Origin of the sequence: Rhizobium sp. BK491, from assembly GCF_014194925.1 — a bacterium.
GTDB lineage: Bacteria > Pseudomonadota > Alphaproteobacteria > Rhizobiales > Rhizobiaceae > Rhizobium.
The window spans coordinates 1-20,994 of the sequence record NZ_JACIAR010000024.1; the positions used below are offsets into that span (position 1 = coordinate 1).

18 protein-coding genes, 1 tRNA gene and 1 pseudogene are annotated in these 20,994 nt (G+C 58.3%); 2 read left to right on the forward strand and 18 right to left on the reverse strand.

Features of this window, described 5'->3' with window-relative positions; all coding sequences use genetic code 11:
• From FHX05_RS29525 to rpsL, 4 genes are all read right to left on the reverse strand, one after another.
• The coding region (locus tag FHX05_RS29525) for a GTP-binding protein (protein ID WP_234836486.1) at positions 1-140 on the reverse strand (140 nt) is incomplete at its 3' end.
• A 66-nt stretch (positions 141-206) separates the two neighbouring features.
• Positions 207-2,306 (reverse strand): elongation factor G, encoded by a 2,100-nt coding sequence (gene fusA / locus FHX05_RS29530; protein WP_112337467.1) that lies wholly within the window; start codon positions 2,304-2,306, stop codon positions 207-209.
• Between the two features lie 30 nt (positions 2,307-2,336).
• On the reverse strand, positions 2,337-2,807 hold the full coding sequence (rpsG, locus tag FHX05_RS29535) for a 30S ribosomal protein S7 (protein WP_015339596.1): 471 nt from the start codon (positions 2,805-2,807) through the stop codon (positions 2,337-2,339).
• A gap of 81 nt (positions 2,808-2,888) precedes the next feature.
• A complete protein-coding gene (gene rpsL, locus FHX05_RS29540; protein ID WP_003507760.1) occupies positions 2,889-3,260 on the reverse strand; it encodes a 30S ribosomal protein S12 in 372 nt (123 codons plus the stop codon).
• 509 nt (positions 3,261-3,769) lie between these two features.
• Between rpsL and FHX05_RS29545 the strand changes: the two genes are divergently transcribed.
• Positions 3,770-4,063 carry a hypothetical protein gene (locus tag FHX05_RS29545; RefSeq protein ID WP_004123433.1) on the forward strand — a complete coding sequence of 98 codons (294 nt, stop codon included), beginning with the start codon at positions 3,770-3,772 and terminating at the stop codon, positions 4,061-4,063.
• Positions 4,064-4,178: 115 nt separating this feature from the next.
• On the opposite strand, the gene rpoC is transcribed toward FHX05_RS29545, so the two are convergent.
• The 12 genes from rpoC to FHX05_RS29605 form a co-directional block, all read right to left on the reverse strand.
• Positions 4,179-8,387: a DNA-directed RNA polymerase subunit beta' gene (gene rpoC / locus FHX05_RS29550; RefSeq protein WP_015339595.1), complete on the reverse strand. Its 4,209-nt coding sequence runs from the start codon at positions 8,385-8,387 to the stop codon at positions 4,179-4,181.
• Positions 8,388-8,561: 174 nt separating this feature from the next.
• On the reverse strand, positions 8,562-12,704 hold the full coding sequence (gene rpoB, locus FHX05_RS29555; RefSeq protein WP_112413189.1) for a DNA-directed RNA polymerase subunit beta: 4,143 nt from the start codon (positions 12,702-12,704) through the stop codon (positions 8,562-8,564).
• A 262-nt stretch (positions 12,705-12,966) separates the two neighbouring features.
• On the reverse strand, positions 12,967-13,350 hold the full coding sequence (rplL, locus tag FHX05_RS29560) for a 50S ribosomal protein L7/L12 (protein ID WP_183876387.1): 384 nt from the start codon (positions 13,348-13,350) through the stop codon (positions 12,967-12,969).
• Between the two features lie 58 nt (positions 13,351-13,408).
• A complete protein-coding gene (gene rplJ / locus FHX05_RS29565; protein ID WP_004123444.1) occupies positions 13,409-13,927 on the reverse strand; it encodes a 50S ribosomal protein L10 in 519 nt (172 codons plus the stop codon).
• A 329-nt stretch (positions 13,928-14,256) separates the two neighbouring features.
• Complete coding sequence (gene rplA, locus FHX05_RS29570; protein ID WP_069614843.1) at positions 14,257-14,955, reverse strand: 50S ribosomal protein L1; 699 nt, start codon at positions 14,953-14,955, stop codon at positions 14,257-14,259.
• 4 nt (positions 14,956-14,959) lie between these two features.
• Positions 14,960-15,391 carry a 50S ribosomal protein L11 gene (gene rplK / locus FHX05_RS29575; protein ID WP_112337471.1) on the reverse strand — a complete coding sequence of 144 codons (432 nt, stop codon included), beginning with the start codon at positions 15,389-15,391 and terminating at the stop codon, positions 14,960-14,962.
• A 213-nt stretch (positions 15,392-15,604) separates the two neighbouring features.
• A complete protein-coding gene (gene nusG, locus FHX05_RS29580; RefSeq protein ID WP_004123460.1) occupies positions 15,605-16,135 on the reverse strand; it encodes a transcription termination/antitermination protein NusG in 531 nt (176 codons plus the stop codon).
• A gap of 18 nt (positions 16,136-16,153) precedes the next feature.
• Positions 16,154-16,354, reverse strand: coding sequence for a preprotein translocase subunit SecE (gene secE, locus FHX05_RS29585; protein WP_069614841.1), 201 nt, complete (start codon positions 16,352-16,354; stop codon positions 16,154-16,156).
• A 195-nt stretch (positions 16,355-16,549) separates the two neighbouring features.
• Positions 16,550-16,625: transfer RNA gene (locus FHX05_RS29590), tRNA-Trp, on the reverse strand.
• A gap of 212 nt (positions 16,626-16,837) precedes the next feature.
• Positions 16,838-17,683 (reverse strand): 3-deoxy-manno-octulosonate cytidylyltransferase, encoded by an 846-nt coding sequence (locus tag FHX05_RS29595; protein WP_183876389.1) that lies wholly within the window; start codon positions 17,681-17,683, stop codon positions 16,838-16,840.
• 35 nt (positions 17,684-17,718) lie between these two features.
• Positions 17,719-18,405, reverse strand: coding sequence for a glycosyltransferase (locus FHX05_RS29600; protein WP_112337473.1), 687 nt, complete (start codon positions 18,403-18,405; stop codon positions 17,719-17,721).
• A gap of 322 nt (positions 18,406-18,727) precedes the next feature.
• Positions 18,728-19,621, reverse strand: coding sequence for an NAD(P)-dependent oxidoreductase (locus FHX05_RS29605; RefSeq protein ID WP_183876391.1), 894 nt, complete (start codon positions 19,619-19,621; stop codon positions 18,728-18,730).
• Between the two features lie 155 nt (positions 19,622-19,776).
• Here FHX05_RS29605 and FHX05_RS29610 point away from each other — a divergent pair, with 155 nt between their 5' ends.
• Positions 19,777-20,307 carry a GrpB family protein gene (locus tag FHX05_RS29610; protein ID WP_183876393.1) on the forward strand — a complete coding sequence of 177 codons (531 nt, stop codon included), beginning with the start codon at positions 19,777-19,779 and terminating at the stop codon, positions 20,305-20,307.
• Positions 20,308-20,320: 13 nt separating this feature from the next.
• Here the strand turns inward: FHX05_RS29610 and FHX05_RS29615 are convergent, their stop codons facing one another.
• Complete coding sequence (locus tag FHX05_RS29615; RefSeq protein ID WP_183876395.1) at positions 20,321-20,830, reverse strand: AAA family ATPase; 510 nt, start codon at positions 20,828-20,830, stop codon at positions 20,321-20,323.
• Positions 20,831-20,900: 70 nt separating this feature from the next.
• Positions 20,901-20,994: pseudogene (locus FHX05_RS29620) on the reverse strand (elongation factor Tu); the annotation flags it as partial.

The following is a 20,994-nucleotide window of genomic DNA, read 5'->3' on the forward strand; positions in this document are numbered from 1 at the left end:
GCGTCGATCTGGTCGTACGCCTTGAACTCGCCGAAGTACTTCGTGATCGCTGCCGTCAAGGACGTCTTGCCGTGGTCAACGTGACCGATCGTACCGATGTTAACGTGCGGCTTATTGCGCTCAAACTTACTCTTTGCCATTTTCGGCTCTCCGTTTTCCTGTCCCCTGAGGGATCAATTCTTGTTATCGGTCAATTGGTATTCCGGTCACTTCTGACCGGAATACTTTGCCTGGATTTCCTGTGCGACGTTCGACGGAACCGGCGCGTAATGATCGAAGGTCATCGTGTACTGTGCACGGCCCTGAGACATCGAGCGCAGGTTATCGACGTACTTGAACATGTTCGCCAGCGGGACATTCGCGTTGATGACAACAGCGATACCGCGGCTTTCCTGGCCCTGGATCTGGCCACGACGCGAGTTCAGGTCGCCGATGACGTCGCCGACGTAATCTTCCGGCGTCACGACTTCGACCTTCATCATCGGCTCGAGGAGCTGGGCACCAGCTTCGCGGGCTGCTTCACGGAAGCAAGCGCGGGAAGCGATTTCGAAGGCCAGAACCGACGAGTCAACATCGTGGAAGGCGCCGTCGATGAGCGTCGCCTTGACACCGAGCATCGGGAAGCCAGCCAGCGGACCAGAAGACAGGACGCTTTCGATACCCTTCTGAACACCCGGGATGTATTCCTTCGGAACAGAACCGCCGACGATCTTGGACTCGAACTTGAAATCGTCGCCGTCCGGGTTCGGTTCGAACACGATCTTGACGCGAGCGAACTGACCGGTACCACCCGACTGCTTCTTGTGAGTGTAGTCCTTTTCCGTCTGGCGTGTGATGGTTTCGCGGTAAGCAACCTGCGGCGCACCGACAGTCGCTTCAACCTTGAATTCACGACGCATGCGGTCGACGATGATGTCGAGGTGAAGTTCACCCATGCCGGCAATGATGGTCTGACCCGATTCCTGGTCCGTCTTCACGCGGAAGGACGGATCTTCAGCAGCCAGACGGTTGAGCGCGAGGCCCATCTTTTCCTGGTCGCCCTTGGTCTTCGGTTCGATCGCGATCTGGATGACCGGCTCGGGGAATTCCATGCGTTCAAGGATAACCGGCTTCAGCGGATCGCAGAGCGTATCGCCAGTCGTGGTTTCCTTGAGGCCGGCCAGAGCAACGATGTCGCCAGCAAAGGCTTCTTCGATGTCTTCACGCGAGTTCGAGTGCATCTGCAGCATACGGCCGACGCGCTCGCGCTTGTCCTTGACCGTGTTGATGACCGATGCGCCTTTTTCGAGCTTGCCGGAGTAGATGCGGGCGAAGGTGAGCGAACCGACGAAGGGGTCGTTCATGATCTTGAATGCCAGCATGGACAACGGCTCGCTGTCGTCGGCGTGACGTTCGATTTCGGCTTCCGTCTTGAAGTCGATGCCCTTGATCGCCGGAATGTCGAGCGGCGACGGCAGGTAATCGACAACGGCGTCGAGCAACGGCTGAACACCCTTGTTCTTGAAGGCGGTGCCACAGAACATCGGATGGAACTTGACGTCGATCGTGCCGCGACGGACGAGCGCGCGGATCTGATCGTTGTCAGGCAGATTGCCTTCGAGGTAGGCTTCTGTCGCGGCTTCGTCGATCTCGACAACGGTCTCGATCAGCTTTTCGCGGTATTCAGCAGCCTTGGCCTTCATGTCTTCCGGGATTTCGACGACGTCCCACTGAGCGCCGAGCGATTCGTCGCGCCAGATGAGAGCATTCATCTCGATCAGGTCGACGACGCCCTTGAATTCGGTTTCAGCACCGATCGGCAGCTGCATGACAACAGCCGTCGCGCCAAGGCGGGTCTTGATCATCTCGACCGAACGATAGAAGTCAGCGCCGGTCTTGTCCATCTTGTTGCAGAAGATCATGCGCGGAACATGATACTTCTCAGCCTGACGCCATACGGTTTCCGTCTGTGGCTCAACGCCGGCATTGGCGTCGAGCAAAGCGATGGCACCGTCGAGAACGCGCAGCGAACGCTCGACTTCGATGGTGAAGTCGACGTGGCCGGGGGTGTCGATGATGTTGAAGCGGCGGGTCTTGCCGTCGCGGCCCTTCCAGAAGGTGGTCGTAGCAGCGGAAGTGATCGTGATGCCACGCTCCTGCTCCTGCTCCATCCAGTCCATGGTGGCTGCGCCGTCGTGCACTTCGCCGATCTTGTGCGACTTGCCGGTGTAGTAAAGAATACGCTCGGTGGTCGTGGTCTTGCCGGCGTCGATATGCGCCATGATACCGAAATTGCGGTAGTCTTCGATTTTATATTCGCGAGCCATAATGGACTGCCTTTCCGAAACCGTTCGGGATTACCAGCGATAATGCGAGAACGCACGGTTGGCATCAGCCATCTTGTGCGTGTCTTCGCGCTTCTTGACGGCAGCGCCGCGGTTGTTGGAGGCATCGAGAAGTTCGCCGCAGAGACGATCGACCATGGTCGTCTCGTTACGCTTGCGAGCAGCGGTGATCAGCCAGCGGATGGCCAGAGCCTGACGGCGCTCAGGACGCACATCGACCGGAACCTGGTACGTAGCACCACCAACGCGGCGCGAGCGGACTTCAACGTGCGGAGCGATGTTATCCAAAGCTTGATGGAACACGCCGAGCGGCTCCTGCTTTGCCTTGCCCTGCACGGCGTCAAACGCGCCATATACGATGTTTTCAGCTACGGACTTCTTGCCATCGAGCATGATGGCATTCATGAACTTGGTTACGACCAGATCGCCGAACTTCGGGTCCGGGTTGATCTCGCGCTTTTCTGCTCTGTGACGTCTGGACATATAACTTCTCGTCTCTCAACTTTTGCGACGCTTCACCACGCGGAGAACCTCGCGCAGCGCCGGATTATCTAAAAATCCGAATTACTTCGGACGCTTTGCACCGTACTTCGAACGGCGCTGCTTGCGGTTCTTGACACCCTGGGTATCGAGAACGCCGCGGATGATGTGGTAGCGAACACCCGGAAGGTCTTTAACGCGGCCGCCACGGATCATGACGACGGAGTGTTCCTGAAGGTTGTGACCTTCACCGGGGATGTAACCAATGACTTCGAAGCCGTTGGTCAGGCGGATCTTTGCGACCTTACGCAGAGCCGAGTTCGGCTTCTTCGGCGTCGTGGTGTAGACGCGGGTGCAAACGCCGCGCTTCTGCGGGTTCTCCTGAAGAGCGGGAACCTTGTTACGCTTTACCTGCGCCTGGCGAGGCTTGCGGATCAGCTGGTTTACGGTAGGCATTCAACCATCCCTTGTAAATCTATCTCGACACCCTTACGGGCATGACTTTCGCCGTCACCGGCACCGACACACGTTCGTCTCAATGCGCAAAACGTGGCCCGATCCGCTCTCGCAGATGGACCACAGAAAAGCAGAGGACACCAAAAGTGGCGTCGTGCGTGCAGCATTCGTGTCTTCAACGTGCGTTTAGAACCTTGTTTGAGGTGAACTCCAGGGCGCGTCGCCCCGAACAGCCATGCCTCACATGGGTTCCGATGGCGGCGGTACTACTGGTTTCCCGCCGGTTCGTCAAGGCCGGTTAAGAAATTATCTTTGTCATAAAGCCCTGAAACCCCGGGCAAACCAGCCATTTGGCGCATTGGATACGGAAATGCCGCCCCTTCCGCAAGATGGACTTTGGTATTTCGACAAAATCCCTATAAGGAATCACGGAAGAATATTTCCATCCGACGGACCCGCGCGGCAAAAAGGAATCGCCGGGTCGATTCGATACTCCCGAAGGAAGATCCATGATTACTGCGCCAGACAACGACAACAATTCAGACGGTCCCATGGTCTTCATCATCATCGGCAAGGGCTACGAGACCGATGGCGGCGAAGGCATCGACTTGCATGTCATGCTGAAAGCGCCTGACGACGATACCGCCGTGCGCGAGGCGCTGAACGCGCTGGCCGAGGAAGGCTTCATCGAGGCCGATCTCGACCAGATCGGGCTCTTGACGGATATACCAGACGAAGAGCCGCATGCCTCCGCCTACCAAGGCGCGCTCGAAGGTGAAGTCGCGATTATCCGCTTTCGCTGATTGGCCGACCGCCAGCGGAGGCGGCCTCCCCTCGCCTCATCGATTTTATCATCGCATAAAAAGAAACCGCCCGGATCGCTCCGGGCGGTTTTGATTTTTCACATTCGCTACCGGTTTATTCGGCCGGGCTGTTCTCGCTGGCGAGATCCTGCAGCATCGGTGTTGCGACGCCGGCATCCGTGCCCTTGCGGCGCTCTTCAAGGATGAGCTCGTCGCGGGCCGTAGCTATACGGCGGATCTGCGTCATGGTACCGCCCGTACCGGCCGGGATGAGGCGGCCGACGATGACGTTTTCCTTCAGGCCCTGCAGACCGTCGGTCTTACCGGCGATTGCAGCTTCGGTGAGCACCTTCGTCGTTTCCTGGAAGGATGCGGCCGAGATGAAGGACGGCGTCTGCAGCGATGCCTTGGTGATCCCAAGCAGAACCGGATCGCCATAAGCAGGCTTCTTGCCTTCTTCGATCAGGCGATCGTTGTTGTCGTCCAGCTCGATACGGTCGACGTTGTCGCCGACGATGTACTGGCTGTCGCCCGCATCGGTGATTTCCACCTTCTGCAGCATCTGACGGACAATCACCTCGATGTGCTTGTCGTTGATGACAACGCCCTGCAAGCGGTAGACTTCCTGGATTTCGTTGACCAGGTAGGAAGCCAGAGCTTCCACGCCCTTGATCGCCAGGATGTCGTGCGGAGCCGGGTTACCGTCGAGGATGTAATCACCCTTTTCGATATAGTCGCCTTCCTGAAGGTGGAAGGGCTTGCCCTTCGGGATCAGGTATTCGACCGGCTCGACACCGTCTTCCGCCGGCTCGATGATGACGCGACGCTTGTTCTTGTAGTCGCGGCCGAGGCGGATCGTACCATCGATCTCTGCGATGATGGCGTGGTCCTTCGGACGACGAGCTTCGAACAGTTCGGCAACGCGCGGCAGACCACCGGTAATGTCCTTGGTCTTAGCGCTTTCCAGCGGCGAACGTGCGAGAACGTCACCCTGCGACACCTTCGTACCCGGCTCGACCGACAGGATCGCGTCGACCGAGAGAAGGAAGCGGGCTTCGCCACCACGCGACAGCTTGGCAATATTGCCGCTGGCGTCCTTGATGACGATCGCCGGCTTCAGATCAGAGCCGCGCGGCGTCGAGCGCCAGTCGATAACCTGACGCTTGGTGATACCGGTGGATTCGTCCGTCGCTTCGAGAACCGAGAGACCGTCGACGACATCTTCGAAGTGAACCGTACCGGCCACTTCCGTCATCATCGGACGGGTATAGGGGTCCCACTCCGCCAGACGCTGACCGCGCTTCACCTTGTCGCCGTCGTCGACATACAGCTTCGAGCCGTAAGCGACGCGCTGCGAGGAGCGTTCGACACCACGTTCGTCCAGGATCTGGACCGTCATGTTGCGGCCCATGGCAACCAGGTTGCCATCGGAGTTGCGCAACATGTTGCGGTTCTTGATCTGAACCGTGCCTTCATACGAAGCTTCCAGGAACGACTGGTCGACCACGGTCGCCGTGCCGCCCAAGTGGAAGGTACGCATGGTCAGCTGGGTGCCCGGCTCACCGATCGACTGAGCGGCGATGACGCCGACAGCTTCACCGATGTTGACAGGCGTACCGCGAGCAAGGTCACGACCGTAGCAGACCGAGCATACGCCCGTCTGGATTTCGCAGGTCAGGGCCGAACGGATGCGGATCGACTGGATACCAGCCTTCTCGATCTCGATGACATCCGGTTCCAGGATCATCTTGCCGGCGTCGACGATGCGCTCACCCGTGACCGGATGATCGATGTCGTCCAGGGCCGTACGGCCGAGGATGCGGGCGCCGAGCGAGGCGACGACCTGACCGGCATCGACGATGGCGGTCATGGTGAGGCCGTTTTCGGTACCGCAATCGACGTGCGTGACGATGCAATCCTGCGCGACGTCGACGAGACGGCGGGTCAGGTAACCGGAGTTCGCGGTCTTCAAGGCGGTGTCGGCCAGACCCTTACGGGCACCGTGCGTCGAGTTGAAGTACTCGTTAACGGTTAGGCCTTCCTTGAAGTTCGAGATGATCGGCGTCTCGATGATTTCGCCCGACGGCTTGGCCATGAGGCCGCGCATGCCGCCCAGCTGGCGCATCTGGTTCGGCGAACCACGGGCACCAGAGTGGCTCATCATGTAGATCGAGTTCATCGGCTTCTGGCGACCGGTCTTCTCGTCGAATTCAACGGCCTTAATGCGGGCCATCATTTCTTCGGCGACCTTCTCCGTGGCCTTACCCCAGGCGTCGACAACCTTGTTGTACTTTTCGCCCTGGGTGATGAGACCGTCGTTGTACTGCTGCTCGTATTCCTTCACGAGCGCTTCGGTATCGCCGACGATCTTAACCTTGGTATCCGGAATGACCATGTCGTCCTTGCCGAACGAAATGCCGGCGCGGCAGGCATGCGAGAAGCCGAGCTGCATGATGCGGTCGCAGAAAATGACCGTGTCCTTCTGGCCGCAATGACGGTAGACCGTGTCGATCATCTTAGAGATGTTCTTCTTGGTCATTTCCTGGTTGCAGATGTCGAAGGTCACCTTGCCATGCTTCGGCAGGAGTTCACCGATCAGCAGACGGCCGGGGGTCGTTTCATAGATCTTCGAATAGGGCTTGCCATCTTCGCCGATCGACTTGAAGCGGCCACGGATCTTCGAGTGCAGCGTCACGACCTTATTTTCAAGCGCGTGATGCAACTCACCGAGATCGGAGAAGGCCATGCCTTCGCCCGGTTCGTTCTGGTTCAGGATCGACAGATAGTACAGGCCGAGAACCATGTCCTGCGAGGGAACGATGATCGGCGCGCCGTTTGCCGGGTGCAGAATGTTGTTGGTCGACATCATCAGCACGCGGGCTTCCAGCTGGGCTTCCAGCGAGAGCGGCACGTGAACGGCCATCTGGTCACCGTCGAAGTCGGCATTGAAGGCCGTGCAGACTAGCGGGTGCAGCTGGATGGCCTTGCCTTCGACCAGCGTGGGTTCGAAGGCCTGGATGCCCAGGCGGTGCAGCGTCGGTGCGCGGTTCAGGAGAACCGGATGCTCGCGGATGACCTCGTCCAGGATATCCCAGACTTCCGGCTTTTCCTTTTCGACCAGCTTCTTGGCCTGCTTGACGGTCGAGGAATAACCCTTCGCGTCGAGGCGGGCATAGATGAACGGCTTGAACAGCTCGAGCGCCATCTTCTTCGGCAGACCGCACTGGTGCAGCTTGAGTTCCGGACCGGTCACGATAACCGAACGGCCGGAATAGTCGACGCGCTTGCCAAGCAGGTTCTGGCGGAAGCGGCCCTGTTTGCCCTTGAGCATGTCGGACAGCGACTTCAACGGGCGCTTGTTGGCGCCGGTAATGACGCGGCCACGACGGCCGTTGTCGAACAGCGCATCGACAGATTCCTGCAGCATGCGCTTTTCGTTGCGGATGATGATGCCCGGAGCGCGCAGTTCGATGAGGCGCTTCAGACGGTTGTTACGGTTGATGACGCGGCGATACAGATCGTTCAGATCCGATGTCGCGAAACGGCCGCCATCCAGCGGAACCAGCGGGCGCAGGTCCGGCGGGATGACCGGGACGACCTTCATGATCATCCATTCCGGACGGTTGCCTGACTCCATGAAGTTCTCGACGATCTTCAGGCGCTTCATGAGTTTCTTCTGCTTGAGATCCGACGTGGTGTCGGCAAGCTCGGAACGCAGGTCGCCGGCGATCTTTTCGAGGTTCATGCTGGCCAGCATCTCGTAGATCGCTTCAGCGCCGATCATGGCGGTGAACTGGTCTTCGCCATACTCGTCGACGGCGAGCATATACTCTTCTTCCGAGAGAAGCTGGTGCTCCTTAAGAGCAGTCAGGCCCGGCTCGGTGACGATGTAGTTTTCGAAGTAGAGCACGCGCTCCACATCCTTCAGCGTCATGTCGAGCAGCGTCGAAATGCGCGAAGGCAGCGACTTCAGGAACCAGATGTGGGCAACGGGAGCGGCGAGCTCGATATGGCCCATGCGCTCACGGCGAACGCGCGACAGCGTGACTTCGACGCCGCACTTTTCGCAGATGATGCCCTTGTACTTCATGCGCTTGTACTTGCCGCACAAGCATTCGTAGTCCTTGATCGGTCCAAAGATTCGTGCGCAGAAAAGACCATCGCGTTCCGGCTTGAACGTACGATAGTTGATCGTTTCCGGCTTCTTGATCTCGCCATAAGACCAGGAAAGAATCTTCTCCGGCGACGCAATCGAAATCCGGATGGAATCGAAATTCTGCGCAGGCACCTGCGGATTGAAAAGATTCATGACCTCTTGGTTCATGCCTATCTCCTTTAGGGGCGAAACGCCCTCGAATTGCGAACAGTGCCGGCAAATCCCGGGAACCGGACTGACGCTTTAAAACCGCCTTGCGGCGCCATGCATCCGAAGGGACGCCAACGGCGCTGCAATATTCCAAGCGGTGCGCGCTGACTGGCAGCGCGCACCCGCAGACTATTACTCGGCTGCGTCCGGAAGCTGGCTTGCCGTCTGCAGATCGTCGACCTTGGAGTTTTCCAGTTCGACGCTGAGGCCCAGCGAGCGCATTTCCTTGACGAGAACGTTGAAGCTTTCCGGAATGCCCGCCTCGAAGGTGTCGTCGCCACGAACGATGGCTTCATAGACCTTGGTGCGGCCGGCCACGTCGTCCGACTTGACCGTGAGCATTTCCTGCAGCGTGTAGGCTGCACCATAAGCTTCGAGCGCCCAGACTTCCATTTCGCCGAAGCGCTGGCCGCCGAACTGCGCCTTACCGCCCAGCGGCTGCTGGGTAACGAGCGAGTACGGACCGATCGAACGGGCATGGATCTTGTCGTCGACAAGGTGGTTCAGCTTCAGCATGTAGATGTAGCCAACCGTGACCTGGCGGTCGAACTGCTCGCCGGTACGACCGTCGTACAGCGTCGACTGACCGGTCTGCTTGAGACCCGCCATTGCCAGCATGTGGTTGACGTCAGCTTCGCCAGCGCCGTCGAAGACCGGGGTCGCGATGGACACGCCACGCTTCCATTGATCGGCCAGACGCAGCACCGACGCATCGTCATACTCGTGAACGTCGTCGCTCTTCGGACCGTCGCCGACGACCAGATCGATCGTCTTGCGCAGAGGCTCGATGTTGCCGCTCGCCTTGTAGGCTTCGATCAGTTCGCCGATCTGACGACCCATGCCGGCGCAAGCCCAGCCAAGGTGCGTTTCGAGAATCTGACCGACGTTCATACGCGAGGGAACGCCCAGCGGGTTCAGCACGATATCAACATGCGTACCGTCTTCCAGGAACGGCATGTCCTCGACCGGAACAATGCGCGAGACCACGCCCTTGTTCCCGTGACGGCCTGCCATCTTGTCGCCCGGCTGGATCTTGCGCTTCACAGCGACGAAGACCTTGACCATCTTCATGACGCCCGGAGGCATTTCGTCGCCGCGCTGGACCTTTTCGACCTTGTCCATGAAGCGCTGTTCGAGGCGCGACTTGGATTCGTCGTACTGGCCACGCAGGGCTTCAAGCTCGCTCTGGACCTTTTCGTCCTCGACGGCAAACATCCACCACTGCGAACGCGGATACTCGGAAACGACGGCGTTCGACAGTTCCGTGCCCTTCTTGAAGCCCTTCGGACCAGCAAGAGCAACCTGACCGCGCAGCATCTCGACCAGACGGCCGTAGACGTTACGGTCGAGGATCGCCTGTTCGTCGTCGCGGTCCTTGGCAAGGCGTTCGATCTCTTCGCGCTCGATCGCCATGGCACGTTCGTCCTTTTCGACGCCGTGACGGTTGAAGACGCGAACTTCGACGACCGTACCGTAGGTGCCGGGCGGCATGCGCATGGAGGTATCGCGAACGTCCGATGCCTTTTCACCGAAAATGGCGCGCAGAAGCTTTTCTTCCGGCGTCATCGGGCTTTCACCCTTCGGCGTGATCTTGCCGACGAGGATATCGCCCGGCTGAACTTCGGCGCCGATGTAAACGATGCCGGCTTCGTCCAGGTTCTTCAGCGCTTCTTCCGAAACGTTCGGAATGTCGCGGGTGATTTCTTCCGGACCGAGCTTGGTGTCGCGCGCCATCACTTCGAATTCTTCGATGTGGATGGAGGTGAACACGTCGTCGGCAACGATACGCTCGGAGAGCAGGATCGAGTCTTCGTAGTTATAGCCGTTCCACGGCATGAACGCGACGAGCACGTTGCGGCCAAGAGCCAGATCGCCGAGGTCGGTCGACGGACCGTCTGCCAGGATGTCGCCCTTGTTGACCACGTCACCGACGGTGACCAGCGGACGCTGGTTGACGCAGGTGTTCTGGTTCGAACGCTGGAACTTCATCAGGCGGTAGATATCGACGCCGGACTTCGACGGATCGAGGTCTTCGGTGGCGCGGATAACGATACGCGTTGCGTCGACCTGGTCGACCACGCCGCCGCGGCGGGCGCCGATGGCAGCACCGGAGTCACGCGCGACGACCGGCTCCATGCCGGTACCGACGAACGGGGCTTCGGCACGCAGAAGCGGCACGGCCTGACGCTGCATGTTCGAGCCCATGAGAGCGCGGTTGGCGTCGTCGTTTTCCAGGAACGGGATCAGAGCGGCAGCAACCGAAACCAGCTGCTTCGGCGAGACGTCCATCAGGTTGATGTTGTCGCGCGGAGCGAGCATGACTTCGCCGGCATGACGGCAAACGACGAATTCCTCGATGAAGGAGCCGTCGGCGTCGAGCTCGGCATTGGCCTGAGCAACGTAGTACTTCGCCTCTTCCATGGCGGAGAGGTAGAGCACGTCGTTGGTCACCTTACCGTCGATGATACGGCGATAAGGGCTTTCGATGAAGCCGTACTTGTTGACGCGGGCAAAGGTCGCCAGCGAGTTGATAAGACCAATGTTCGGACCTTCCGGCGTTTCGATCGGGCAAATACGACCGTAGTGCGTCGGATGAACGTCGCGGACTTCGAAGCCGGCGCGTTCGCGGGTCAGACCGCCCGGGCCGAGAGCCGAAAGACGGCGCTTGTGGGTGATTTCCGAAAGCGGGTTCACCTGGTCCATGAACTGCGACAGCTGCGAGGAGCCGAAGAATTCGCGGACGGCAGCAGCAGCCGGCTTTGCGTTGATCAGATCCTGCGGCATGACCGTGTCGATTTCGATCGAGGACATGCGTTCCTTGATCGCACGCTCCATGCGCAGCAGACCCAGACGATACTGATTTTCCATCAGCTCGCCGACCGAACGGACGCGGCGGTTGCCGAGGTTGTCGATGTCGTCGATCTCGCCCTTGCCGTCACGCAGCTCGACAAGCATCTTGACTACGGCCAGGATGTCGTCCTTGCGCAGGATGCGAACGGTGTCTTCGACATCGAGGTCCAGGCGCATGTTCATCTTCACGCGGCCGACAGCGGAGAGATCGTAACGCTCCGCATCGAAGAACAGCGAGTTGAACATGGCTTCGGCCGATTCCATGGTCGGCGGCTCACCCGGACGCATGACGCGGTAGATGTCAAACAGAGCGTCCTGGCGGTTCTCGTTCTTGTCAGCCGACAGCGTATTACGGATGTAGGCGCCGACATTGATGTGGTCGATGCCGAGGATCGGGATCTCGTCGAAGCCGGCCTTCAGGATAACAGGCAGGGTCTTCTCGTCGATTTCGTCGCCGGCTTCGAGATAGATCTCGCCGGTCTGGAAGTTGACGATGTCTTCTGCCAGGAACAGTCCGTATAGCTCTTCGTCGGTCGCCTTCAGAGCCTTGAGGCCCTTGTCCTGCAACTGACGCAGCAGGCGCGGCGTGAGCTTCTTGCCGCCTTCGACCACGACCTCGCCGGTGTCGGCGTCGATCATGTCTGTAACGGTCTTGGCGCCCTTCAGCGTTTCCGCCTTGAAGGGGATGCGCCAGCCATCGCCGGAGCGCTTATAAAGCGACTTCGTGTAGAACGTCGACAGGATTTCTTCGCCGTCCATGCCGAGTGCCATCAGCAGCGACGTCACCGGAATCTTGCGGCGACGGTCGATACGGGCGTAGACGATGTCCTTGGCGTCGAATTCGATGTCAAGCCAGGAACCGCGATACGGAATGACGCGAGCGGCAAAGAGCAGCTTGCCGGAAGAATGGCTCTTGCCCTTGTCGTGATCGAAGAAGACGCCCGGCGAACGGTGCATCTGCGACACGATCACGCGCTCGGTGCCGTTCACGATGAACGTACCGTTGTTCGTCATGAGCGGCATGTCGCCCATGTAGACGCTCTGTTCCTTGATGTCCTTGATGGACTTCGCGCCCGTATCCTCGTCGATATCGAACACGATCAGACGGAGGGTCACCTTCAGCGGCGCTGCATAGGTCAGGTCGCGCTGGCGGCACTCGTCGACGTCGAACTTCGGCGGCTCGAATTCATAGGAAACGAACTCCAGCATGGAAGCGCCGGAGAAGTCGGTGATCGGGAAAACCGACTTGAAGACGGCCTGAAGACCTTCGTCCGGGCGGCCGCCCTTGGGTTCTTCGACCATGAGAAACTGATCGTAGGACGCCTTTTGAACCTCGATGAGGTTCGGCATCTCTGCGACTTCGGGAATCTTACCAAAAAACTTGCGTACGCGCCTGCGACCGTTGAACGAAAGGGTCTGAGCCATCGTCGCTCCTTTAAAATCCTGCACCCGGGCCTGCAACGGACGGGAATCGCTGGCCAGGCGACCCCATCAATCAATGAGTAGTTCAATCTCGTCTATCTAACCGAAAACCGCTCAGCCGGATTGCGTCGCGGTTCGGTTTGAGACCATCCTCTTGAAGAACCCATTACCCAAAAGCCGTTTTGCCCGCGGCTTTTGGGTAATTCGTTCAGAAAAACGGCAAATGGGAGGTAGCAAAAAGCCACCTCCCAAAGCAGTTTCAAGCTTACTTAACGTCGACCTTAGCGCCGGCGTCTTCGAGCTTCTTCTTGATGTCAGCAGCTTCAGCCTTGGAAACAGCTTCCTTGACAGCCTTCGGAGCGGCTTCAACGAGATCCTTGGCTTCCTTGAGGCCCAGGCCGGTGATGGCGCGGACTTCCTTGATGACGTTGATCTTGTTCGCGCCGGCATCCGTGAGGACGACGTCGAACTCGGTCTTTTCTTCTTCAGCAGCTGCAGCAGCGCCGCCAGCACCACCGGCAACGGCAGCAACAGCTACCGGAGCAGCGGCGGAAACGCCCCACTTTTCTTCGAGAAGCTTGGACAGTTCTGCGGCTTCGAGAACGGTCAGCGAGGAGAGGTCGTCTACGATCTTTGCGAGATCAGCCATTTTTGTAGTTCCTTTTGTTCGGTTCGAACTGGTTGGTTATGAACAGCGAAAAACCGCCTTACGCGGCTTCGTCCTTCTTGGCGTAGGCCGAGAACACGCGAGCAAGCTGACTTGCCGGCGCTGCAACAACACCTGCGATGCGGGTAGCCGGAGTCTGGATCATGCCCAGCAGCTTCGCGCGCAGCTCGTCCAGCGAAGGCAGGGTCGCGAGCGACTTTACACCTTCGGCGTTGAGCGTTGTTGTTCCCATGGCGCCGCCCAAGACAACGATCTTGTCGTTGCCCTTGGCGAAATCCACGACGACCTTCGGAGCGGTAATCGGATCAGTGCTGTATGCGATCAGCGTCTGACCGGTGAAGAGATTGGAAATCCCTTCCGCATCCGTGCCCTGAAGAGCAATTTTGGCCAGGCGGTTCTTCGCGACTTTGACGGTGCCGCCAGCAGCGCGCATCTTGGAACGAAAATCGTTCATCTGAGCGACTGTAGCACCAGCATAGTGGGCCACGACAACCGAACCAGAAGCCTTGAAGACTTCGTTCAGTTCCGTGACGAATTCGCGTTTTTCCGCTCTTTCCACTGCTTTTCTCCAGTTGACAGGACCGGATTAACGGGCCTGCCGGGTTGCCTTTTGCCTCCTGGGATCAATGAGATCCCAAGCGACGCTTGAGGATCCTGTCCCCTCGCGCTCGAGCCTGACGGCTCCAAGGCACAAGGCATCCAAGGCTCGAACCGAGTTCATCGAAGCAAAGCTTCTTCAAAATTCGGGTCTTACCCGTCTCATGCAGGCTTGAGTGATTAAGGGATAACCACCTGCAATCTCGGACAGGAATTCCGGATTTCTCCGGAAATCCCGGCCCCGAAGGACCGGGAATTCTTAAACGCCGGGCACAACGCCCGGCATAATCATTAGGCGCTCGGCGCCGTAACCGTCGACGGCTCGATCTTGACACCCGGACCCATGGTCGAGGAGATCGCTACGCGCTTGACATAGTTGCCCTTGGCACCAGCCGGCTTCGCCTTGATGACCGCATCAGCGAATGCGCGGATGTTTTCTTCCAGAGCCTTGGCGTCGAACGAAGCCTTGCCGATACCGGCATGGACGATGCCAGCCTTCTCGACGCGGAACTCGACAGCGCCGCCCTTGGAAGCTTCGACGGCACCCTTGACGTCCATCGTAACAGTGCCAACCTTCGGGTTCGGCATCATGCCGCGCGGGCCGAGAACCTTACCGAGACGGCCGACGAGCGGCATCATGTCCGGGGTGGCGATGCAGCGATCGAAATCGATCTTGCCGCCCTGAACGATTTCAACCAGGTCTTCAGCACCGACGACGTCTGCGCCAGCAGCCTTGGCTTCATCGGCCTTGGCGCCGCGAGCGAAGACGGCAACGCGAACCGTACGGCCGGTGCCGTTCGGCAGGTTAACAACGCCGCGAACCATCTGGTCGGCGTGACGCGGGTCAACGCCGAGGTTCATCGAGATTTCGACGGTTTCGTCGAACTTGGCGACGGCACGTTCCTTGACCATGTTGATGGCCAGATCCAGAGCATAAAGCTTGGTCGGATCAACGCCTTCACGAATCTTCTGAATACGCTTTGCTACCATGATCTTAGCCCACCACTTCCAGGCCCATCGCGCGGGCAGAGCCCTCGATCATGGCCATTGCGCCTTCGATATCGGCCGCATTCAGATCCTTCATCTTGGCTTCGGCGATCGACTTGATCTGAGCCTTGGTGAGCGAACCAGCCTTGGAACCCTTACCCGGGGTCTTCGAACCGGACTGGATCTTGGCTTCCTTCTTCAGGAAGTAGCTGACCGGCGGCTGCTTCATGATGAAGGTGAAGGACTTGTCCTGGTAGTAGGTGATGACGACCGGGATCGGCATACCCTTTTCCATTTCCTGCGTGGCGGCATTGAACGCCTTGCAGAATTCCATAATGTTAATGCCACGCTGACCAAGCGCAGGACCGATCGGCGGCGACGGATTCGCCGAGCCGGCCTTGACCTGCAGCTTGAGCTGGCCTGCAACTTTCTTAGCCATTTCTCTCTGCCTTTCTATATGACCGGTTGCCCGGCCCACTATGCCGGATCGCTCCGGCGGCTGCGGTTGCGTGGTGCGGATCACCAGGTCCGGCTAAGACCCTACCCTTCCACGCGGATTGCGGCTTGGCCGCGAGACATAAGCAAGCATTTGCTTACATCCAAACTCGAACGAAAGGCTAGCCGCCAGGCCAACCTTTCGTAGAAATCGCAATCAGACCTTCTCGACCTGGCTGTATTCCAGCTCGACCGGCGTAGCACGGCCGAAAATCGACACCTCCACCTTCAGGCGCGAACGCTCTTCGTCCACATCCTGAACCGTGCCGTTGAACGAAGCGAACGGGCCATCGGAGACGCGGACCTGCTCGCCGATCTCGAAGGATACGGAAGCCTTCGGCCGCTCGACGCCTTCCTGGACCTGGCCGAGAATACGCTCGGCTTCATAATCCGGAATCGGAACGGGCTTATTGTCGGAGCCGAGGAAACCAGTGACCTTCGGCGTATTCTTGATCAGGTGGTAAGCTTCATCCGTCAGGTTGGCGCGCACAAGCACGTAACCCGGGAAGAACTTGCGCTCGCTATCGACCTTGCGGCCGCGACGAACTTCAACAACCTTTTCGGTTGGCACAAGGATCTTTTCGAACAGATGCTCGAGACCCTTCTGCCTGGCCTTCTCCTCAATGGATTCAGCCACCTTCTTTTCGAAATTAGAATAAGCGTGGACGATGTACCAACGTGCCGCCATGTTCATCTCCACCCGATATCAGTTGCCGGTATTCAGCACATAGCTGAGAATCCAGCCAATAAGCTGGTCGGCAGCAAAGAAAAACAGCGAGGCGAAAACGACCATGACGAGCACCATCACCGTCGAGATCATCGTCTCGCGACGCGAGGGCCAAGTGATTTTCGACGTCTCGGAGCGCACCTGCCGCAGAAACGCTAGTGGATTCGTTTTGGATGCCATTGACTGCCCACGCAATTACGGCGCGTAAAGCTGAAACTATCAGCCCCACGCACCGCGTGTCTGTTGAACTCTACATAAACACCGATTCCCAATTTAACAAGAGGCAATACGGTGCTTTCTAAAATTTGCCGACAATCCGGCATAACCCTCAACCAGAGAAGCTGCGAAACGACGCGCCAGTCAAATCAAGGAAAATGGCAGGGGCAGCAGGGCTCGAACCTACGACCTGCGGTTTTGGAGACCGCCGCTCTACCAACTGAGCTATACCCCTTCTTCCTTCGAATATTCACTTCAAGCGGTGGACCGCTTGAGCAGTTCGAAGACTTGGCGCTCCCTTTAAGGCGGGATGAAACGATTGGCAAGAGCGTTTTTTGCTTTTTCCCAATCGGACCTGCAACTTCACATGGGACAGCCCCTGCGGACAGACCTGCCGGACAGGCAAAGCCGCCGCGAACGCTACGGAAAGGATGCCCCTCACCCTCACTACTCTCCGGGAGAACCTTTCGGCTTGCGCTTGAGAAATTTCGGCCGGAGGCGGCGCATGAAGTTATCCGCCGAGCGAATCACATTGGTCAGGGAGATCAGCTTGTCTATTTCGGCATCGGCATTGCCGAGCCGCTCCGACAAAACTTCGGCTGCGGCCAAGGCAATTTCGGCCGGAGGCACCTCCGTGAAGCGCTGGGCAAGGCTGATATAGGGGTTCAGCGCGACCCCGCCATGGATGGTGATCTTTCCAAGGCGGGCAAAGAGACGAAGAAAGGTCTGCTCGAAGCTCCAGTCATGGGCGGAAACCACCCTCCACTTCTGACTGCGCCTGGCCGAGAAGCCGGCAAGCACGATCGCGCCGGGCAATTTCAGATCGCTGAGCCAAAGCGCCATGGCAAAGCCGCTCGTCGGCGTCTTGCCTTCCGTATAGAAATCCGAGCAGAAGCCCACGAGGTCGAGGTGGCCGGTCGGCGCGCCCTGGAAGTCGGCGGCCGGATTGAGCTTCTCTTCCAGACCGAGGCGTATGTTCATGATGCCGAGGAAATATTCCTTCGGAAAGAATTTGACCACCTCGCCCACCTCGCCGCGATAGACGATGTTGGCGCCGCGCGGCTGGCCGCGCGAGACTAGCAGCGAGTGTCCATGGAACGGGCGATCCAGAACCTTGTAGACCTTGTTGAAGAAGACGAAGAGCGCCGTCTCAGGAAACTGCGTCTGCAGGCTTGCGATATCAACCGCGTCGCTGTTGGCGACCAGCACGATATGTGAGAAACCCGCCAGCACCCTGCGCCATTCGTCGGTGCCAGTCAGGCCGGCTGCGGAACCCGCAGCCGGAAGGCCCACATCAACGGCACCTGACGCTCTTTGGTCTAATTCCTTCATTTCTGTTGGACGTGCAGCATCCGGTCGCGCATGGCGAACCATTCTTCAGCGTAATCGTCGTTGCGATATTCATCGAAATAGGGGCCGCCATCGGTGAAATGCACCAGCTTGGCATCGTCGCGGTAATCATATTCGTTGACGAGATAGTTCCAGACGACCGGCACCTCGCCGATCTGATCGTCGTTCTCCAGCCACTTGAACTGATGAAGCTGAAGGCCCGTTGCCGTATTGACGAAATCCTTCGACAAAGCCGTGCACTTGGCATTGTTGAACAGGATCATGCTCGACCAGTTCTTCTTTTCATACTTCGTCTGCGTCTGCCCGAGGAATTTGGTCTCGATCTTCGGCTGGTAGTCGTGCTTGACGCACATGGCGGCATAGCGATCGTCACGCAAGGCCCAAAGCTCGGCAATATCGGCGCGCGCGAGCATGTCGCAATCCATGAAGATGCTCCAGCCCTGGTAATCGCTGAGGTAAGGCACGAGGAAGCGCGAGAAGGAAAACTCGGTCGATTGCAGCGGGTTGCGCTCGCGCGTGAAGATGCCCTCGAGATTATTGAGCACGATCGGCGAGAACACCACCGGAATAGACGAGCGTTCGATGATGCTCTGGGTCAGGACGTGGTAGGCCACGACCTCCTTGGAATCGAACCCGACGAAAATACGTGCAACATTATCCTTCATGATACCTCCGAAACGGCTGGTTTGTTTTGAATCAGCCGGCAAATTATCTTTCGCCGTGACGCAAGCAAGGCTCAATTCATCGCATGAAGCCTATCGGCTGCGGGATGAGGGTTCAACACATGTGCCCGAATACGCCGCACGACGCGCTGCAATCTACGGGAGATGCCGCGAACCTGATCCTACTTAAAGAAACAAGGATATTTGTCGAGTGTTTGCGGAAGCATTTTTGGTTATGCTGCGTAACAAATGGAGAGATTTCCGCTTGTCCCTCTCCCGGGCGCGCCAGAGAGCGGCGCCCGGGGTATTTCTTAGGCTTTACGCCTCAGACCTTCACATATTTCCGCCAGTCGTGCTCTTCCTTGAAGCCCAGGACCTCGCGGATCTTGCGATTGGACAGCAAGCCCTCATATTCGCCGATCTCGCGCGTGAACGGGACGTTCGGAAAGTGCTTGGCGGCCAGCTCTCGCGATGGCGTATTGGCCGATACCGTGTCGTTGGCGGCATTGAACACCTGGAAGCCGAGGCCGCTCTTCTCGATGCAGAGATGGACGATCTGGCCGAGATCGCGGGCGTCGATGTAGCTCCAGGCGATGCGCTTGCGGATTTCGCTGTTGGCGAAAAACTCGGGGAACCGCTCATATTCATGCGGCTCGATGACATTGCCGATGCGCAGCGCATAGATGTCGATGCCGAAACGCTCGGCGAAAGCCCGAGCCGTCTTCTCATTCACGACCTTGGACAGACCGTAGGAATCCATCGGATTGACATCATAGTCTTCTTCCAGCGGGAACTGATGGAAGTCGCGATGGCCTTCGGCAAAGCAGACGCCATAGGTCGTCTCGCTGGAGGCGACAATGATCTTCTTGATGCCAAGCTTCGCGGCCGCCTCGATGACATTGTAGGTGCTCATCGTGTTGATGCGGAATGTCTCGTTGTCGGGCTTGATCAGGATTCGGGGAATAGCGGCGAAATGCACCACAGCGTCGAAAGGCTGCACACCCTTGCCTTGATCGAGATCCGGAAAATCGCGATGCATGCTGAGGACATTATAAACTTGTCCCGCATCGGTGACATCGGCCTGCAGATTGGTGACGCCGGGGCTGTTCAGTGGCACGAGATCGATATTGTGGACCTCATAGCCGGCATTGACCAGCCAAGGAACCGTGTGACGTCCAGCCTTGCCGCTGCCGCCCGTGAACAAAATACGTTTCTTCATGAAATCTCCTCCAGATAAAATCGAGCGATACATAGGCCCTTGCTTCCATTTCGCAAGACACGGCTTGGTGAGCTGACGCTTTCCCGTCAAAATAATGGGGACGACTCGGTGAAGCATATGCCGCGTGGCGAAAACGACGAAAGGAGATGAGTGGGATGCGACCGATCACTCTTGTCGAATATGATCCGCAATGGCCCCTTCTCTTCGAAAACAGAAGCAAGGCGATTGGCCTGCTGCTTGGCCATCCCGCCACGTTCCATCATATCGGCAGCACCGCCATTGCCGGACTATGCGCCAAACCGAAGCTCGATATCGATGCGGTCCTTTTCTCGGAAGAGGACAGGCTCGACGCGACGGAGCGCCTGAAGGAGGGCGGATATCGCTTTCACGGTAATCCGCACGACGCCGGCCGCTGGACCTTCACCAAGGATGAGACGCCTTACGGCACACGACTTTATCTTTGCCTGCCCGATAGCGAGGCCCATCGGGAGCGCCTTCTCTTTCGCGACTATCTGCGCGCCCATCCCGAACGTGCGGCGAATTATGCAACCTTGAAACGGCGTCTGGCCGAAAAGGCCAATGGCGATTGGGACCACTATACCGGCGGCAAGAGCGATTTCGTTGCCGATATCGTCCGCCGCGCGAAGCTCGAATTCGGATCGACGAAAAATATCACCGGACGGTGACAATATCCCGGGGCTAATCGAGCAGGTGCCTCACCACTTTATCCACGCTCTGCTTGAGCGAAAGATGGCTGGTGTCGAGAATCTCAAGGCCGGATGCTTGGGCTTCGCGGCGCAGATAGGCCGCCCAGTTCATCATATTCGCATCGGCAAGTTCCGGCTGGCCTCGCTCGACGGACAAACGATGTGTCCTCGTTGCATCATCGCAATCGACCAATATGAGGCGATAGTCATCGATATCGGCGGCGGCCGCTGCCTCCTTGATGAAGGATGGCCGCATCTGCCCCTCGAGAAGAGTCGCCCTACCTTTCCGCACCTGTGGCGCAAGCCGCGCCAGCCATTCCAGGGTCTTATCCCGCTGCCAGCCCTCGGGCGAACCATGATCGCGGATCATGGCGTCAAGCGACGGCACGCCGATACTGTCGAAATGATGGACGGCTGATGTATAGGCATGGTCCTTGGCGATCGCCTGCGCGATCGCGGTCTTTCCCGAGCCCGAAGCACCGGTCAGAATGATCAGGCTCATGCAATACCTCCGAATGCGAAAAGGCCCCGCTGTTTCCAGCGGGGCCTCTTATAAAGGAATAATCCGAAGATTACTCGACGATGGATGCAACGATGCCAGCGCCGACGGTACGGCCGCCTTCGCGGATTGCGAAGCGAAGCTTTTCTTCCATCGCGATCGGAACG